The 16626-nt window shown below is 52.1% G+C and carries 22 protein-coding genes; 16 read left to right on the top strand and 6 right to left on the bottom strand.

From position 1 onward, the window contains the following. Positions 1–5: 5 nt before the first annotated feature. The 8 genes from AC4BAN_RS04415 to AC4BAN_RS04380 all read left to right on the top strand — a co-directional run bounded on the left by AC4BAN_RS04415 (position 6) and on the right by AC4BAN_RS04380 (position 6270). On the top strand, positions 6–887 hold the full coding sequence (locus AC4BAN_RS04415; protein ID WP_490563163.1) for a DUF58 domain-containing protein: 882 nt from the start codon (positions 6–8) through the stop codon (positions 885–887). Next, positions 880–1791: a hypothetical protein gene (locus AC4BAN_RS04410; RefSeq protein WP_490563162.1), complete on the top strand. Its 912-nt coding sequence runs from the start codon at positions 880–882 to the stop codon at positions 1789–1791. The genes AC4BAN_RS04415 and AC4BAN_RS04410 overlap by 8 nt, the downstream gene beginning before the upstream one ends. After that, entirely contained in the window at positions 1775–2827 is a 1053-nt protein-coding gene (locus AC4BAN_RS04405; RefSeq protein ID WP_490563161.1) for a VWA domain-containing protein, read from the top strand. The genes AC4BAN_RS04410 and AC4BAN_RS04405 overlap by 17 nt, the downstream gene beginning before the upstream one ends. An 85-nt stretch (positions 2828–2912) precedes the next feature. Next, the gene (locus tag AC4BAN_RS04400) at positions 2913–3596 is read left to right on the top strand and encodes a YggS family pyridoxal phosphate-dependent enzyme (protein ID WP_490563160.1); all 684 of its coding nucleotides are present in this window, start codon (positions 2913–2915) and stop codon (positions 3594–3596) included. Between the two features lie 23 nt (positions 3597–3619). After that, entirely contained in the window at positions 3620–4483 is an 864-nt protein-coding gene (locus AC4BAN_RS04395; RefSeq protein ID WP_490563159.1) for a glycerophosphodiester phosphodiesterase family protein, read from the top strand. Positions 4484–4592: 109 nt separating this feature from the next. Continuing rightward, positions 4593–5042, top strand: coding sequence for a DUF2750 domain-containing protein (locus tag AC4BAN_RS04390; protein WP_490563158.1), 450 nt, complete (start codon positions 4593–4595; stop codon positions 5040–5042). An 18-nt stretch (positions 5043–5060) separates the two neighbouring features. After that, positions 5061–5438: a DUF423 domain-containing protein gene (locus AC4BAN_RS04385; protein ID WP_490563157.1), complete on the top strand. Its 378-nt coding sequence runs from the start codon at positions 5061–5063 to the stop codon at positions 5436–5438. Positions 5439–5784: 346 nt separating this feature from the next. Beyond that, positions 5785–6270: a hypothetical protein gene (locus tag AC4BAN_RS04380; RefSeq protein WP_490563156.1), complete on the top strand. Its 486-nt coding sequence runs from the start codon at positions 5785–5787 to the stop codon at positions 6268–6270. A 110-nt stretch (positions 6271–6380) separates the two neighbouring features. Here the strand turns inward: AC4BAN_RS04380 and AC4BAN_RS04375 are convergent, their stop codons facing one another. The 3 genes from AC4BAN_RS04375 to AC4BAN_RS04365 form a co-directional block, all read right to left on the bottom strand. Continuing rightward, on the bottom strand, positions 6381–6827 hold the full coding sequence (locus AC4BAN_RS04375) for a DUF1573 domain-containing protein (RefSeq protein ID WP_490563155.1): 447 nt from the start codon (positions 6825–6827) through the stop codon (positions 6381–6383). A gap of 90 nt (positions 6828–6917) precedes the next feature. Next, on the bottom strand, positions 6918–8324 hold the full coding sequence (locus tag AC4BAN_RS04370; RefSeq protein WP_490563154.1) for an ATP-dependent DNA helicase: 1407 nt from the start codon (positions 8322–8324) through the stop codon (positions 6918–6920). Positions 8325–8374: 50 nt separating this feature from the next. Next, positions 8375–8830: a PaaI family thioesterase gene (locus tag AC4BAN_RS04365; protein ID WP_490563153.1), complete on the bottom strand. Its 456-nt coding sequence runs from the start codon at positions 8828–8830 to the stop codon at positions 8375–8377. 37 nt (positions 8831–8867) lie between these two features. On the opposite strand from AC4BAN_RS04365, the gene AC4BAN_RS04360 reads away from it, so the two are divergent. From AC4BAN_RS04360 to coaD, 3 genes are all read left to right on the top strand, one after another. Further along, positions 8868–9356, top strand: a complete 489-nt coding sequence (locus AC4BAN_RS04360; RefSeq protein ID WP_490563152.1) for an NUDIX domain-containing protein — start codon at positions 8868–8870, stop codon at positions 9354–9356. An 84-nt stretch (positions 9357–9440) separates the two neighbouring features. After that, positions 9441–10328 carry a DUF3822 family protein gene (locus AC4BAN_RS04355; RefSeq protein WP_490563151.1) on the top strand — a complete coding sequence of 296 codons (888 nt, stop codon included), beginning with the start codon at positions 9441–9443 and terminating at the stop codon, positions 10326–10328. A 23-nt stretch (positions 10329–10351) separates the two neighbouring features. Then, positions 10352–10831 carry a pantetheine-phosphate adenylyltransferase gene (gene coaD, locus AC4BAN_RS04350; protein ID WP_490563150.1) on the top strand — a complete coding sequence of 160 codons (480 nt, stop codon included), beginning with the start codon at positions 10352–10354 and terminating at the stop codon, positions 10829–10831. On the opposite strand, the gene AC4BAN_RS04345 is transcribed toward coaD, so the two are convergent. Further along, entirely contained in the window at positions 10785–11465 is a 681-nt protein-coding gene (locus tag AC4BAN_RS04345) for an NUDIX hydrolase (protein ID WP_490563149.1), read from the bottom strand. The genes coaD and AC4BAN_RS04345 overlap by 47 nt on opposite strands. A 105-nt stretch (positions 11466–11570) precedes the next feature. Between AC4BAN_RS04345 and pyrE the strand changes: the two genes are divergently transcribed. Together pyrE and AC4BAN_RS04335 are read left to right on the top strand one after the other, a co-directional pair. Further along, the gene (gene pyrE, locus AC4BAN_RS04340) at positions 11571–12209 is read left to right on the top strand and encodes an orotate phosphoribosyltransferase (protein WP_490563148.1); all 639 of its coding nucleotides are present in this window, start codon (positions 11571–11573) and stop codon (positions 12207–12209) included. Positions 12210–12213: 4 nt separating this feature from the next. Beyond that, positions 12214–12711: a metallophosphoesterase family protein gene (locus tag AC4BAN_RS04335; protein WP_490563147.1), complete on the top strand. Its 498-nt coding sequence runs from the start codon at positions 12214–12216 to the stop codon at positions 12709–12711. Between the two features lie 104 nt (positions 12712–12815). Here AC4BAN_RS04335 and AC4BAN_RS04330 read toward each other — a convergent pair whose 3' ends face one another. Continuing rightward, positions 12816–13025 (bottom strand): hypothetical protein, encoded by a 210-nt coding sequence (locus tag AC4BAN_RS04330; RefSeq protein WP_490563146.1) that lies wholly within the window; start codon positions 13023–13025, stop codon positions 12816–12818. Between the two features lie 74 nt (positions 13026–13099). On the opposite strand from AC4BAN_RS04330, the gene AC4BAN_RS04325 reads away from it, so the two are divergent. Together AC4BAN_RS04325 and AC4BAN_RS04320 are read left to right on the top strand one after the other, a co-directional pair. Next, positions 13100–14146: a threonine aldolase family protein gene (locus tag AC4BAN_RS04325; RefSeq protein ID WP_490563145.1), complete on the top strand. Its 1047-nt coding sequence runs from the start codon at positions 13100–13102 to the stop codon at positions 14144–14146. Positions 14147–14292: 146 nt separating this feature from the next. Next, positions 14293–14922: a DNA-3-methyladenine glycosylase family protein gene (locus AC4BAN_RS04320; protein ID WP_490563144.1), complete on the top strand. Its 630-nt coding sequence runs from the start codon at positions 14293–14295 to the stop codon at positions 14920–14922. A 34-nt stretch (positions 14923–14956) separates the two neighbouring features. Here AC4BAN_RS04320 and AC4BAN_RS04315 read toward each other — a convergent pair whose 3' ends face one another. Then, positions 14957–16045 (bottom strand): DNA topoisomerase IB, encoded by a 1089-nt coding sequence (locus tag AC4BAN_RS04315; protein ID WP_490563143.1) that lies wholly within the window; start codon positions 16043–16045, stop codon positions 14957–14959. Between the two features lie 105 nt (positions 16046–16150). On the opposite strand from AC4BAN_RS04315, the gene AC4BAN_RS04310 reads away from it, so the two are divergent. Further along, on the top strand, positions 16151–16555 hold the full coding sequence (locus tag AC4BAN_RS04310; protein ID WP_490563142.1) for a hypothetical protein: 405 nt from the start codon (positions 16151–16153) through the stop codon (positions 16553–16555). Positions 16556–16626: the final 71 nt, after the last annotated feature.

The raw sequence follows: 16626 nt of genomic DNA, 5'->3' as shown, positions 1-16626 counted from the left end.
GATTCATGAAAGAGCTTGTTCAAAAGCTACGAAAGTACGAGATACGCATTCGCAAAGCCATCACCACCCAGATGCAGGGCGACTTCCACTCCGTGTTTAAAGGCACAGGACTGGAGTTTGATGACGTGCGCGCCTACCAGTACGGCGACGACGTGCGCTCCATCGACTGGAACGTGTCGGCCAAGGGGCACGGCACCTTCGTGAAAACCTATCGCGAGGAAAAAGAGCAATCCGTTTTTCTGATGCTCGATGTGAGCGCCTCCCAAAGTATAGGTACCGGCCAGCAACAGAAAATAGACGTGGGCAAGGAGATCTGCGGGGTGCTGGCCCTGTCTGCGGCGCAGCAACAAAGCCAGATCGGCATTATCTGCATCTCAGACCAAAAAGAGAAGTATATTAAACCGGCCAAAGGCATTCAGCAAGCCTACACCATCATCAAAGCCCTGCAGGATTTACTCACAAAGTCTGCCAAAACAAACCTGGCGGCCGGCATCAAACTTACCATGGACATCATAAAACGGCGCAGCATTATCCTGCTGATCTCCGATTTTATAGACGACAACTACGAAAAGGAACTGGCTATGTTGGCAAGGCGCCACGACCTGATCGTGCTCCACTTACTGGATGTGCGGGAGCAGAAACTGCCCGGGCTGGGTATTGTGCCCGTTTTCGACAAAGAAACAGGTAAAACCGTTTGGCTCAACACCTCCGGCGACGAGTTCCAGAAACACTATTTCAGGCAATATGCCGAAAACCAGCAGAAGGTTGTGCGCATCTGCCAGAAATACCAGGCCAATTACCTGGCTATCCAGACAAATGAGGACTACGTGCCCCAGTTAGTAAACTTATTCAGGCTTCGTAACAGGTCTACCAAGAGGAGTGCGTAACATACTTTGCATCATACTGTTTGCTTGCTCGGCGGCAACTACCCTGGCACAGCCTATCCCGAGGCCCGTGGGTAGCTTTAACCAGGACACTATAAAGCTGGGCCAGTTGTTGCAGTACGTGCTAGTGCACCGCCACCCTGCTACGCAGGAGGTGGTCATGCCCGAGGAAAAGTATAATTTCGCCCCTTTTGAGTTTGTGAGCAAAACGTTTTACCCTACCGCTACCAAGGGGGGCATCAGCACCGACAGCGCTCTTTATACCTTGCGCACTTTCGAGACCCTGCCCATGGCTCGGCTTGCTTTGCCGGTGTATGTGCTGCGGGCCAATGATACGCTGGAAATCTACGCCAATACAGATTCGGTGGTGTTGCAACAGCTGGTGACGCAGGTTACCGAACCCCTCCCCATCCAGGCCAATACCACCCTGGCCAGCGTGGAGAAACGCTTTAACTGGCCCATGGTGCTGTTGTGGGTCGTGGCCAGCGCGGTGTTCCTGAGCCTGATCTGGTTTATTTTCGGGCAGGCCATCCGGCGTACCTACAAACTCTACCGCATGCGCAAAGACCATGTGTACTTTGCGAGCCGCTACAACTCGCACCTTGACCGGTTTTTAAAGTCGCAGGCCTCGCAGAGCATGGAAAAAGCGGTTTCGCTCTGGAAAAATTACCTGACCAAGCTGGAGCGCAGCGCCATCAATTCCTTTACCACCAAAGAAATTGTGGAGTATTACCACGACGATGAGGACGTGAACACAGCCCTGCGCATCTGTGACAGGGCCATTTACGGAAACCTGGTGGCAGAGCCCGACCAGGAAACGAACCAGGCCCTGAGTATGCTGCGGCGTTTTGCCAAAGCGCGCTATAAGACACAAAGAGAGATGATCAGAAATGCTAAGAATACCTGATGAGTTCTGGGACTGGCTAAGCCCCTACTGGTTCAGCTACAGCACCCTCCGCTCTTTTGATTGGGTATACCCGCTCGTGCTGTATGCCCTGCCTCTGGTGCCCGTTATTTTCCTGGTGCGCTGGCTGCTCTCGCTTAACACCAAAAACAAGCTGGACCTGGCCTTGTTCGAGGGTAGCCTGCAGTGGCAATGGACCAGCCTGCTGCGCTTTGTGCCGCGCCTTGCCTTTATACTTTTTATGCTGCTGCTATTGGTGGCCCTGGCCAGGCCGCAGCGCGTGAACGAACAGATAGAGCAGACCGCCGAGGGCATTGACATTGTGCTGGTGCTGGATGTGTCGGGCTCCATGGAGCTGGAGGACATCCCTCCCAGCCGCCTGGCCGCCGCCAAAGAGGTGGCGCAGGAATTCATACAGGGCCGGGTGCAGGATCGGATCGGGATGGTGGTTTTTGCCGGCGATGCCTACTCCCTGGCCCCGCTCACCACCGATTACCAGTTGCTGCAGGAAAGCATCAGCGCCATAGACTTTAAGATGATCGCTAACGATGGAACGGCCATTGGAAGTGCTTTGGCAGTTGCCATTAACCGCATGCGCGACTCACAGGCCAAAAGCAAAGTGATCATTCTCATCAGCGATGGTGAGAACACCGCCGGCAGCCTGGATCCGGAGTTGGCGGCCCAACTGGCTTTCGCTTACGGAATAAAACTTTATACCGTAGGAATTGGTAAAGATGGGCAGGTAGCCTACGCATCAGACACCACCGGGCAAACCCTTTACGTGGAAACGCAACTGGATGAATCCAATTTGAGGAAAATAGCGCAGATCGGGCAAGGGCAGTATTTCAGGGCCGACAGCAAAAGTACCCTGCAGGAGATTTTCCGGAACATCAACAAGTTGGAGAAAACCCAGGTGACAGAAAAACGCTTCCGCGACACACGCGATTACTACCAGGTATACCTGAAGTGGGCCCTGCTCTTGTTGCTTTTCTGGATGCTGCTGAAAAACACCTTCATCACCAACATTCTCGAAGATTGAGCGGATGTTTCCGGGGCAGGGCAGATAGAAGGCAGTGCATAAGGGAGTGAATCAGATAAAGAGTCTTTCGTTTAGCGATAAATTTATGAACATTAAAGAGAACATTCTATACTTCGATGAACAGTTGCGGAACACGCCCTGCCGCCTGATAGCCGTAAGCAAAACGCACCCTGCCGAAACCGTGCGGGAAGCGTATGACGCAGGTCATCGGCTTTTTGGCGAAAATAAAGTGCAGGAACTGGTGGAGAAGCGCGAACAACTGCCCCACGACATCGCCTGGCACCTGATCGGCCATCTGCAAACCAACAAGGTAAAGTATATCGCTGAGTTTATCGACACCATCCAGTCCGTAGACAGCCTGAAACTGCTGGTTGAGGTGAACAAGCGCGCGGAACTGTTTAACCGTACCGTGCCCGTAAACTGCATGCTGCAGATCTCCATTGCCGATGAAGCCACCAAATTCGGGATGAGCTATGAGGAGGCCGTGGCGCTGCTACAGTCTGAGGAATACCGGAACATGCGCTTTATCCGGATTACCGGCGTGATGGGCATCGCCACTAACACCACCGATGAAACCAAGTTGCGCGAGGAGTTCCGATACCTGCGGGAGTGTTTCCAGAAACTGCAGGCGACCTTCTTCTTTGCCAACGACGACTTTAAGGAGATTTCAATGGGCATGACCTCAGATTGGAAACTGGCCCTGGAAGAAGGCAGCACCATGATCCGGGTAGGAAGCGGCATTTTCGGCAGCCGGAACTACAACAAGTAGACCTGCATCAACCTTGCTGGCAGATGGCAACCGAAAGTCGTACCCCCCCTAAACCTTACCCCGCTCTCCCGGCTTTTGATCTGGAGGGCCACCGTGGCGCCCGGGGCCTGCTGCCCGAGAACACGGTTCCAGCCATGTTAAAAGCACTGGAGCTTGGGGTTACCACCCTCGAGATGGATGTGCATGTCAGCCAGGACGGCCAGGTGCTGCTCTCTCACGATCCATACATCAATCCGGAGCATGAACTGCTGCCAACAGGCGAAGAGATTCCCCAGGCCGACGCACAAAAGTATGTACTCTACCACATGCCGTATGCGGCTATCAAAGAGTTCGACGTGGGCTCAAAGTTTTATGAACGCTTTCCGGGACAGCGGTTGCTTAAAGCGCATAAACCACTTTTGAGCGAGGTTATTACGGTTACCCAGGCTTACATCCTGGCAAAAGGGCTTGATCCGGTTTTCTATAACATTGAAACCAAGTCTACCCCCCCCGGAGATGGCCAATTACACCCCTTCCCTTCCCGGTTTGTAGAGCAGCTGCTGGCTGTGATAAATGCCCAGGAGATTCAGCCCTATGTCATCATCCAATCGTTTGATGTGCGGACGTTACAGATCCTGCATCAGCAACATCCGCGCATACGCACCTCGCTTCTCGTTGAAAACGAGTTAGAGATGGAGCAACACCTGCAGGAACTTGGTTTTACGCCTGCCATTTACAGTCCGGACCACGCGCTGGTGACCCCTGTCCTGGTCCGTACTGCGCATGCCAGGGGCATGAAGGTCATCCCCTGGACGGTGAACCGCCTGTCGGAAATGGCAGCACTCAAACGCATGGGGGTGGATGGCTTGATCTCGGATTACCCGGATCTTTACAGAAAGTTAGCCTGATATTGCCTCGTTCCACTGTACCGGGCGCTAAAGTGCCGTAGCTGTATCTTTTCTTTCAGCTAAAAGTATACCTTTGTGGTAAGTTCATGTTTAAACAAAACCCATCCTCATGACAGCAAGTGTAGCAGACATCGAAAAAAACTATCGCGCATTCATTAAGCGCATCGTAGAAACCAACAAAGTTTGGGGCCTGACACACGATGATACCTGGGCCACATCCAGTTCGGCGGAATTTGAGGACACGGAGGTTATCTTGTTCTGGTCAGAGGAGGCCGGTGCCAACGTTTGTGCCGAAGACGATTGGGCTGGTTATACCCCTGAAAGCATCTCGGTTGTCGAGTTCCTGGAAAACTGGTGCGTTGGCATGTATTCCGATGCGCTGCTGGTTGGAGCCAACTGGGACAGTGCTTTAAACGGCAAAGAGATTGAGCCGCTCGAAGTGGCCCTGGATGTTGTGGAAGAACTGAAAGCACAGGATAAAACCCTCGAATTCTCGCAGTACGATAGCCAGCAGGAATTTGAAGAGCAGGTAAAGGAAGCGCTCGAAGACGAAGATTAATGGTTTAACTGACTACCCATGACTCAAAAGGCTATACTTTTGCTTGCATCCGCGCTGGGAGGCCTAACCGTAGCCATCGGGGCTTTTGGCGCGCATGCCCTCGCTGCCATGCTAGCGGCTTCGGGGAGGGCAGCTACCTTTGAAACCGCCGTAAAATACCAGATGTACCATACACTTGCACTGCTTGGTGTAGGCCTGCTGCTTTTTAAGCTGGAGCATCCTGCCTTGCAAATAGCCGCCTGGTGCTTTTTTCTGGGAATCCTGATCTTTTCCGGCTCTCTGTATACCTTATGCGCCACCGGTATCACCTGGCTGGGTGCTATTACGCCCATCGGGGGCTTGTTGCTCATTGCTGGCTGGGGTGCCCTGTTTTATGCGCTATTAAAGGCCTTGTAGGCAAACAACTACACAAGCGGAGGTGCTGCCGATTTTACGGCACCTCACTGTTCAACTTTTACCCATTATACCAAACCCATCCTGCCTTTCCACATATCCTCTCTTTGTATTGCCCTTTCCGATAAGCTTCAGTCAGGTAACTACCCTACCATTGAAACCAAATATAGGCTTACAGAGTATTGGATAAAATAAAGGATGATATTATATTTTTCCTATAGCTGAAGCTCCATTTGCTACAGCTAGCCAATAAAAGTGGTTAAACGCCTCGATTCATCAACTTGGTGATTGTTGGGAAAATACCCGATTCTACCCTTAAAGAGACAAATCATACAAAAACACGCATATTATGGGAACACTTAACTGGAAATCTGCTATTTGGGCTGGTATTATTGCAGGCCTTATCTTTTTGTTGCTGGAAATGATTCTGGTGCCGCTTGCCTTGGGTGGAAGCCCTTGGGGACCTCCCCGCCTGATCGGAGCAATAGTTCTGGGGAAAGAAGCATTACCACCACCTGCCAATTTCGACTTTGGCATTTTTATAGTGGCCTTGTTGCTGCACCTGGTTCTGTCTGTCGTCTATGCCATCATCATCGCTTATATCGTTCAGAATTTAACACTGGCAAAAGCGCTTTTGGTGGGTGCTGTTATCGGCATAATTTTATATTTTGTGAATTTTTATGTGTTAACCGGTGTATTCCCCTGGTTCGCGAATGCACGAAACTGGGTAACTGCTTTTTCACATGTTAGTTTTGGTATAGGAGCTGCCTGGGCTTATAAAGGGTTGCAGGAGCGTTATGTACACAGAACAGACACCAGTAGTAACACCCTATAGCCAGGGCAGTGCTTCAATAAATTTTAAAAGCTAAAAAGCCCCCCGGTTCTGAGCCGCAAGTACTTGCGGCTCAGAACCGGGGGGCTTTTTTGTTATGAAAAAGCTAGGAGCTAGTTCTTAGCGCTATCTGCAGCTTTCTCTTTGATGTTGGTCACAATGTACACATATTTATCGCCGTCCGTAGCGTTAGAGTGTACCGTGATGGCTTTCTTTTGCTGGCCCAGCTTGCCGGCGCTGTTAAATTTTGCCGTTACAATTCCGGTTTTACCTGGCATAACAGGCTCCTTGGTCCAGGCGGGAGTAGTACAGCCACACGTCACATCCACACGCTCGATAACCAACGGCTGGGTGCCTGTGTTCTTAAATTTGAAGGTGTGCTCAACTACATCACCCTGGGTAATGTCGCCGAAGCTATGCTCCGTCTCTTCAAAAGTAAGGGCTGGTCCGTTTACGGCTTGCTCCTGTGGAGCGGCAGCCTTTACTTTAGGCTGCTCCTGTGCTATAGCACCACCAGCAACCAATGCGGCAAACGCAAAAGAAAGAAGTACTTTTTTCATCTTTGTAAAGGATTTAAATTATTAAGGTTATTACAATATCAAGTATACTTATTCTGAATCAAAAACGATGCAAAATAGGGTTTTCTTTTGTCAGGTAACTAACAATTGTTGGTTAAAGTTCAGCAGATACAGCTCCTCCGACGATCTGGTAAGGGCAGTATAAAGCCAGCGGGCAAATTCCTCGTTCACCATATCGTCCTTCAGGTAGCCCTGGTCCACGAAAACAGCTTTCCACTGCCCGCCCTGCGCCTTGTGGCAGGTTAAGGCATAGGCAAACTTCACCTGCAGGGCATTCAGGTAAGGGCTTTTCTTGATTTCCTTGTTGCGCTCGCGCTTGTTGGGGATATCCATGTGGTCCTGCAGGACTGCCTCATACAGCCTCTTGTTCTGGTCAGCTGGCAGGGCCGGCGAATCCGAGTGCAGGGTGTCGAGCATGATCTTCATTTCCTCCTCCGGCGCGTCGGGGTAATCCACGAAGCGCAGGCGCACGTCGGCAAATCGGAACCCGTATATCTCCTCGTCGCGGATGATCTTGGTTACCTCCACAAAGTCGCCGTTGGCCATAAAGCCGATATCAGAATCCTTGGGCAGCCAGAAATAATTATTGCGCACGATCATAAGGTAATCGCCTACCCCAATCTCCTCTTCGGCAAAAAAAATACGGCGACGCACGTGCTCGTTATACAGGTTGGCGGTTTTGTTGGAGCGGCAGATCACAATGGTATTCTCTACGCCATACTTGTCGTAGGCATAGCGCAGGCCATCCTCCAGCTTCTCGCCGGTCATCCTAAAAATATCGCGCCAGCCCTTGGTAAAAAGCTTGATCTCCAGTTTCTCCTGCTGCATCTGGTCGCGCAGCTGTGTGGCGTTCATCAGAATGCCCGAGGCCTCTGCCTGCCGCATCACCTGCCGCAGCTCCAGCTCGTGCACATGGCAGCGGAAATTCTGCTTCAGGTACTCGGCATCCAGCGAAGGGCTCAGCGCCTGCCCTACCGGCGGCAGCTGTGCCGTATCCCCGATCAGGAGCAGCTTGTTGTTCTTCTTGTCGAACACGTACTGCAGCAAGTCTCGCAGCAGGCCGTTTTCGCCGAACCCGCTCTCATCCGAGATCATCGACGACTCATCCACGATAAAAAACGTATTGTCGAGCTTGTTGGGCTGCCTTGTAAAAGAGAGCCCTTCGGAGTATGGGTTGGCTGTTTGGCGGTAGATCTTTTTATGGATCGTAAAGGCAGGACTGCCACTGTAACTCGACATGACTTTGGCCGCCCTGCCCGTAGGCGCGAGCAGCACATATTTGTACCCGAAGGAATTCAGGATCTTCACCAGCGAGGTGACCACGGTGGTTTTTCCTGTACCGGCATAGCCCTTCAGTAAGAACACCTGCCGCTCCTCCTGCTTCGAAAGTATAAATTCGTCGAGTTTAGCGAACAGGCGCGCCTGATCCTGAGTGGGCTCAAATGGAAAACTGTTTCGTATGGCTTCTACCGGGCGCATTTAGTATGGTTTGAGGTAATTGATGCGAAAGGCCTGCGTACGCAGGTCCACTAACTCCTGCTCAGCACATCCTCCGGAACCAGGTTGGCCATGCTGGCACTGGCTTTGGCAATTAAAAGCGGGGCCGTATCGCCCTTTACCACATAAACCTCGGCCTCGCAGAAATTCAGTTTCCGACCCTGCTTCAATACGTAGCCTTTGCCGATCAGCTTATCGCCCACCCCCGGATGGAAATAAGAGACCTTGATCTCGGCGGTTACCACGTGGTGGCCCTTGGGCACCAGGCTGACGGCGGCGAAACCCGCCACTATGTCGGCCACAGTTGCAATAACGCCGCCATGTGCAAAGCCTTTGTGCTGCTTGTGTTTCTGCTCCAGCACAAGCTCGCCCTCTACCCTGCCCACTTCTATTTTTGTCACGTTAAAGCCCAGCAACTGCATAAATTCCTGCCGGCCGAGCTTTTCGCGTATGTCCTGTTCAAAATCAGGGTTGAATGTTTGGATCATTCCGTAAATTTACGACCAAACAAACTGGTAGCCAAACATGACAGAACTTAATCCTGCCGCCGCTGCATACGCCGGGAAACTGCGCGTGCGGGTGTGCGGCGTGTGTATCAACGCTGATAAACTCCTCCTGATCCGGCATAACAGCACCCTGAACAACCAGGCGTTCTGGGCTCCCCCCGGCGGCGGGCTTACTTTTGGTGAAAGCATGCAAGCCTGTCTGAAGCGGGAAATGCTGGAAGAAACCGGTTTGGAGGTAACCGTTGGGCGTTTTCTTTTTGTGAATGAGTTCCTACAGCCCCCTTTGCACGCGGTGGAGTTTCTCTTTGAGGTGCAGGTAACAGGGGGCAGCTTACGCACCGGCACCGACCCCGAGGCAAGCCCTGCGCAGCAGCTAATCGAGGAAACGCGCTGGCTGAGCATGAAAGAAATTATTGCGCTGCCAGTAAGCGACAAGCACCGTTCGTTGCAGTACCTTATCTCTTTGGATGACTTGCTGGGCCAGGACCATTATTTTGTAAGAGGTTGAGCGCGCTGCTGTCGTTTGCCATATTTTTTTTATACTTGCATAGCACAGGAGCACATTTGCGCTGCACTTTAAGCAAAGCACATTTTGAACACAATACACACACACTTCCGGCTCTCTTACCAGATGCAGGACGAGGCATTTGATTTAACACAGGCAACTGACTGCAATTTATACCTGTCCCTTGCCCCGAAGGCTATTCGGTTGGCGGTACTGGACCTGAAGCGCAATAAGTTTGTGGTGCTTGAAGACTATGAGCTCCTGACTGTTTTCAATCTGGAACATGTTGCTGAGCAGTTGCAGCTGATCGCCTCTGAAAACCCGCTTTTTCAAACCTCAGCGTGGCAAGCGGTGCGTATTTCGGTTAGCAACCCGCATTTTACCCTGATCCCCGAAACCCTTTATGATGCCGCCCATCAGGCGGATTACTTGCGTCTGCACTGCCAGCTTGACCCGCAGCGTGACACTGTGCTGGCCTTCAGCCACAAAAACCTGGAGGCTGTGAATGTATTTGCCGTAGACACCGCCCTTACCGAAGCGATGGCGCGCATCTTTGCCCGGCGCAAAGCACAGTTCATCCATCTCACCAGCGTGCTCATTAACAGTGTGTTGCAACAAGCCAACCGTAGCTCGGCGCGCCAGATATTTGCCTTTGTGGAACGGAATTACGTAACGCTGCTGGTGGTGGGGCAGCACGGACTTGAGTTCTGCAACACCTTCCATTACCTGAGCCCGGAGGATTTTATATACTACATCATTTTTGTGATGCAGGAGCTGAAAATGAACCCGGACCAGGAAACCATCACCGTCTGGGGCGATATCACCCACGACTCCTCCCTTTTCAGCATTCTTCGGAAGTATATTCGCCAAATAAAGCTCGGCAAGAAACCCATGGACGTAGAATACAGTTACAAGCTGCAGGATATGTTTGAGCACCGTTACTTCGAACTCTATAGCCTGCACCTCTGCGAATAGAGAACAGCAAGCCACCTTAACTTATGAAAAGAATCGCTTTATTCCCCGGCTCCTTCGACCCTTTCACAAACGGCCACTACGATGTGGTGATGCGGGGTGCAAAGCTTTTTGATGAGGTAATTGTGGGCATCGGGAACAATAGCAGCAAGCAGCGCTACATTCCGGTGGAGAAGATGTATGAGGTAATGAAAAACCTGTTTGCCGACCAACCCACTATTAAAGTGCAGACCTTTAAAGGGTTAACCGCAGAGTTTGCCCGAGAGGTGGGTGCCCAGTTTCTGTTAAGGGGCCTGCGTAACACCACCGACTTCGAGTACGAGAACACCATCGCTCAAGCAAACCGGCACGTAAACCACGACCTCGAGAGCGTATTCCTGATCACCTCTCCGCAACTGGCTGCAATCAGTTCTTCCATTATCCGGGAGATTCACCGCTTTGGCGGCAACGTGGATGAGTTTATACCTTTCCGATTTTCTGAGATTGCAGATAGTGCCTCACTATAAAAGCGATGGAAGTGTAGGCTTTGGGCAGCGCCTCCTTTACTTCTTCCGGGGTCATCCAGCGCACCTCCTCTATAAACTCCTCCGCCTGCGGCTTCATTAAGGAATCGTCGGTGCACTTCATCACAAACCAGCTGGTTCTTTTCAGGATCTTTTTGCCTTTGTACGCATAGGAATGCCATGTTTTAGGGAGCTTATCGATAACCTCTACCTGGATGTTGCACTCCTCCTCCACCTCACGCAGGGCACCCGCCTCTACTTTCTCGCCCTTGTTCAGTTTCCCTTTCGGCAGGTCCCATACCCCAAGTCTGAAGATCATCAGTATCTTGCCGTCCTTCAGCACCAGTCCGCCCGCAGCCTTCACGATCTTGAACTGATCTTTCAGGTGATCGATCAGTTTCTGCTTTTTGTCGGTCACGAGCGTCAGCGAGCGCAGCTTCTTCAGCTTTTTCACTTCCATCAGCCGCACCAGCCTGTCTATCAAGGCGATATCAGCGTCTTTTAGCAGCACATCGCCTACCAGGTCTTTGGATGTAAAGTGTTCCGAAGCTTTCAGAATAAGGTCGTACTCATGCTTATACACCTTCTCTGTTGCTTTTTTTAAGATCAGCGGAATATCGTTGATAAAAACGTTCATGGGGATAAAGCTTCAGTAAAAACGAAATTTACGCAAATAGTTGAATAATTCCCCGTATTCACACAAGGCGAATCAAAAAGGAATAATATTTACGTAAATTTGGCCATGGAATCTATAAACACAGCGCAACAGGTAGCCTCTTTCCTGCTGGAAACAGAAGCCGTAAAGCTACGTCCGGAGCAGCCCTTTAAATGGAGCAGTGGCTGGAACTCCCCCATTTACTGCGACAACCGCGTCACGCTTTCGTTCCCCTATATACGCAGTTACATCAAACAGCAACTGGCCGAACTTATCAGGCAGCATTACCCGGAGGCGGAAGCCATAGCGGGAGTCGCCACGGCGGGCATTGCACAGGGCGCCCTGGTGGCAGAGTGCCTCGAGATGCCTTTTTTGTATGTGCGCCCGCAGCCAAAGCAGCACGGCATGGGCAACCAGATTGAGGGACGCCTGCTGAAAGGGCAGAAGGTAGTGCTCGTAGAAGACCTGATCTCGACGGGAGGGAGTTCGTTGAAAGCAGCGGAGGCTGTTAAAGCCGCCGGTGCCCAGGTATTGGGCATGGCCGCCATTTTTACCTATGGCTTCTCGGTGGCAGACGACAACTTTAAGCACGCCGGCATACCCCTCCACTGCCTCAGCAATTACGATGCGCTGACAAAAGCAGCCCTGGCGAACGGCTACATACCCGAAAAGGCAATGGATACACTGGCAGCCTGGCGAAAAGCACCGGAAACCTGGGGTGTTTAGCACGATGAAGATAGGCCTGCTTTCCGACACCCACTCTTACCTCGATGACCATATCCTGCGCCTGCTCGCTGACCGCGAGGAGATCTGGCATGCCGGCGACTTCGGCACGCTGGACGTATCGGACAGGCTTACTGAGATCGCGCCGCTACGGGGCGTGTACGGCAACATCGACGGGGCTGACATCCGGCAGGTGTACCCGAAGGTGCTCCGCTTCAATGCCAATGGCCTGGATGTGCTGATGACGCATATCGGCGGCTACCCCGGCAAGTACCACCCGGATGTGCGCCAACAGATACAGGAAAACCCGCCACAGCTTTTTATCAGCGGCCACTCGCACATACTTAAGATCATGACCGACAAAAAGCTGAGCAACCTGCTGCACATCAACCCGGGGGCGGCAGGCAAGCATGGTTTCCATAAAATGCGGACCATGGTGCGCTTTGCCATAGAGGCCGGCCAGGTACGCGACCTGCAGGTGATTGAGCTGGGCAAACGGGCATAAAAAAAGTGTGTCTGCCAGGCAAACACACTTTGATATCTTATTGAGTAAGCCGCCGCCATTGGCTGAAATAGCAGCGGCAGGCAGATGGACTTACGTACCCGTAATTATGCAGCAGAAGTCTCTTCTTTCTGCTCTGTTGACTCTTCTGTGTTCTCCTTTTTGTTCTTTGGAGCCTCACCGAACTGAGCACGCAGCTCATCCATGTCAACGTTCTTTATAACTGGTGTGATAAGCAGTTGCTTTATTCTTGCCACCTTGTTATTCGCTCTTGCTTTATTCTTACGGTCTTTTCTTTTTAATCTAGTAACTCCCATCGTTGCAATATTTAATTTGAACGGCAAAACTAACTTATTAATTTTACAATGAAAAGCATTTTTAGAATCTAATTATGACACAAATAACCGATCTTCGTTCCGATACCGTCACAAAACCAAGTCCAGAAATGCTTCAGGCCATGTTTGCCGCTCCCGTCGGCGACGATGTATACGGCGAAGACCCTACTATAAATTTACTGGAAGAGAAGACGGCGGCCCTGTTTGGAATGGAATCCGGCCTTTTTTGCCCTTCCGGCACCATGACGAACCAGATTGCCATCAAAGTACACACGCAACCGCTTACGGAGGTGATCTGCGATGTATCGGCACACATTCACCAGTACGAGGGCGGCGGAATTGCCTTTAACTCCGGAGCTTCCACGGCCCTGGTGCAGGGCACCCGCGGCAAAATGACGCCGGCGCAGGTTGAGGCGCACATCCGGCCATTGGATAACGTGCACTTCCCTGAAACAAAGCTGGTGGCCCTGGAGAACACCTGTAACCGGGGCGGCGGCAACTACTATACGCTGCCCGACATAGCAGCCATTGCTGAGGTTTGCAAACGCCACCAGCTGGCCCTGCACCTGGATGGTGCCCGCGTTTTTAACGCGCTGGTGGCCTCCGGCGATGACGCCAAAGCCTACGGCACCTATTTCGACAGCATTTCTGTGTGTCTATCCAAAGGATTGGGGGCCCCAGTGGGCTCGGTGCTGCTGGGCAGTAAAAACTTTGTCAAAAGAGCCCGGCGCATCCGGAAAGTTTTCGGGGGCGGCATGCGCCAGGCTGGCTTTCTGGCTGCCGCCTGCATCTACGCCCTGGACCATAACGTGGAGCGTCTGCAGGAAGACCACCGCAAGGCAAAGGAACTGGAGCAGGCCCTGCAGCAATGCGATTACGTGGAAAGTGTTTTTCCGGTAGAGACCAACATCATCATCTTTAAACTAAACGAGCAGTATACCGATACAGCTTTTGTGGCGGCACTGCACGATAAGGGCATTAAAGCGTCCAGCTTCGGTCCGCAGATGGTGCGATTTGTAACGCACCTGGATATAACCGAAGACATGCTGCAGCATACCCTGCAGGTATTAAAAGCCCTTCGCCAGGAACAGGTAGAAGTATAATTCCTTTGTTCCAAAACCATCATTGCCACAGTTCTACAGGGATAATATCCTCCACACCCCTCCTTTTTTCAAGGAGGGGTGCCGCAGGCGTGGTGGTTTGTTTTATCCACCAGGTGATTTTTTAATTTTATCAGCACCCAAAACACATGAATCACTTCCCTCATTATCCTTCTTCCGAAATAATGGCTGTGCTGGCCCAGGACCCGGTTATGGCTAACCTCATCGCAAACGGAAGGCCGCTTAAATCATCCCGGTCCGAGGACCTATACTTTAAGCTACTCAGCGCCATTGTGTCGCAGCAGCTTAGCACAAAGGCGGCCGCTACCATTTTCAGGCGGTTCACCGAGCTGTTTCCCGACACGTACCCCCATCCATCCCTGGTACAACAGGCCTCGGACGAAATGCTGCGGGGGGCCGGGCTCTCATTTCAGAAGATCGGGTATGTGCGTAATGTGGCCACTTTTGCTGCCAGCGGCCAGCTGGAGCATAGCGCCATTCAAGCCATGGAGGATGAGGACCTGATCCAGCACCTGACCCAGATAAAAGGCGTGGGCCGCTGGACTGTGGAAATGCTGCTCATGTTTGCCCTGGAGCGACCAGATATATTACCTGTGGACGACCTGGGGATACAGAACGCCATGAAAAGCCATTACGGGATCGAAGAAACAGGTAAACCCCTGCGGCTGAAAATGCAGGAAATCGCGGAAGCGTGGCGCCCCTACCGCACCATCGCAAGCAAATACCTCTGGCAGTCGCTGGACAACGCCCCTGCATAGCCAGCTGAAGAACCGTTAACTTGACGCCCGCTGCCTAACCGGCCTTCACCTTCTTTTCGGAGGCTACCTTCTGCAGCATTTTCAGCACCAACTCCTCGGTGCCGGATAAATGCTCGTTGCCGGGCCTGGTGGCATCGTGGCGCTGCAGGAACTTGATCAGCCTGTCTTCCCGGAACATGTTTACCACCTCCGGATGGATGTAGTATTTGCTGCACACGCTCGGGGTGTTGCCCAGGCCTTTGGCTACTTCCTTGACAGCCTCCTTTATACTTTTCTCCTTGTCTAACTCTGGTTGCTCCTCCAGCACCGTTTGCAGGCACTCTACCATGCGCACGGTTCCGCCCCAGGTCCGGAAGTCCTTGGCCGTAAAGTTGTGGGTAGTGGCCTCGCGCAGGTACTCGTTCACATCCCCGGACTCCAGTGTTTGCCGGTCTCCGTTTTCATCATAGTATTGAAACAGGTCATACCCCGGAATATCGCGGCACTGTTTAATGAGCCGTGCCAGCCGGCGGTCTTTCAGGTCAATGTCCTGTTCCACCCCTTTTTTGCCGCTGAAGGAGAACTTCACGCTGTGCCCGTTAAAGGTTACATGCTTGTCGCGCAAGGTGGTTAGGCCATACGATTTATTGGATTTGGCATAGTGCCGGTTCCCTACCCGGATCAGGGCGTTATCCATGATGGAGAGCACCAGGGCCGTCACTTTTCGCCTGTCCAGGTTTCGGGTGCCTATGTCTTTGTTTATCTGCTCCCGCAAAGCCGGCAGGGCCCTGCCAAAGGAGATCATGCGCCCAAACTTGGTCAGGCTGCGGGCCTGCTGCCATTCCGGGTGATAGATATACTGCTTCCGGCCCTTGGCATCGCGGCCTGTGGCCTGCAGGTGCCCCTTCGCAGATTTCGAGATCCACACATCCGTCCAGGCCGGGGGTATCACCAGGGCTTTTATGCGCTCCAGTGTTTTAGCATCTTCCACCTTGTTCCCGCCTTTATCGAGGTAATAGTATCCTTTTCCGGCCCCCTTACGGGTATAGCCGGGTTTATCGTCTGAAGTATAGCGCAAGCCGGCCCACTCTGCAGATTTGCTGTGGTCGGCATACAGTTCCTGCAGCTTGTTCTTTTTTGCCATGTTAGAAGTTCTCAAAATTGTTCGCCAGCACATTATACGGTCCTGATGGCTTACTTAGCTTATTCTGCCTTATATTTGTGCGGCAAACCGAAACCCCACCCACCCATGCACAAGAACATCTCTTACCTGTATGCCTTCTTTGGTTTTTTTCTGATTGCCTGCGGCGTGGTAGCCGTCGACCTGGCCGGTGAGCAGGCCAACACCGCCCTCTTTACCGGGATAGCGGGTGGCCTGATCGGGCTGACCGCCGGGCATTTTCTGAACCAGGGCAAGCGCTGGGGGTTTATACTTGGTGCTGCAGAGGCCGGCGTGTTAACGCTGTTGCTGGGCTGGCGATCAGCCACTTACTTTATCAGGCTGCTTGGCATGATGCAGCACAACCAGGAAAGCGCCGCAACCGAGACTGCAGGCATGGCTTTCCTGCTCACCACCGCCATGCTGGTCATCGCACTGCTCACCCTTTCGGTGTCGGTTATGTTCGCAAAACAAGTGTTAAGAGAGACAAAATAGCAGTTCGTCTATATTATTTTCTAGTCGCCGTATCTTCTGTTATCTTGTTTGTTGATTTAACCCCATCTTAA

This window comes from Pontibacter sp. GD13 (assembly GCF_058216355.1).
This window is presented reverse-complemented; position numbering and strand designations above follow the sequence as displayed.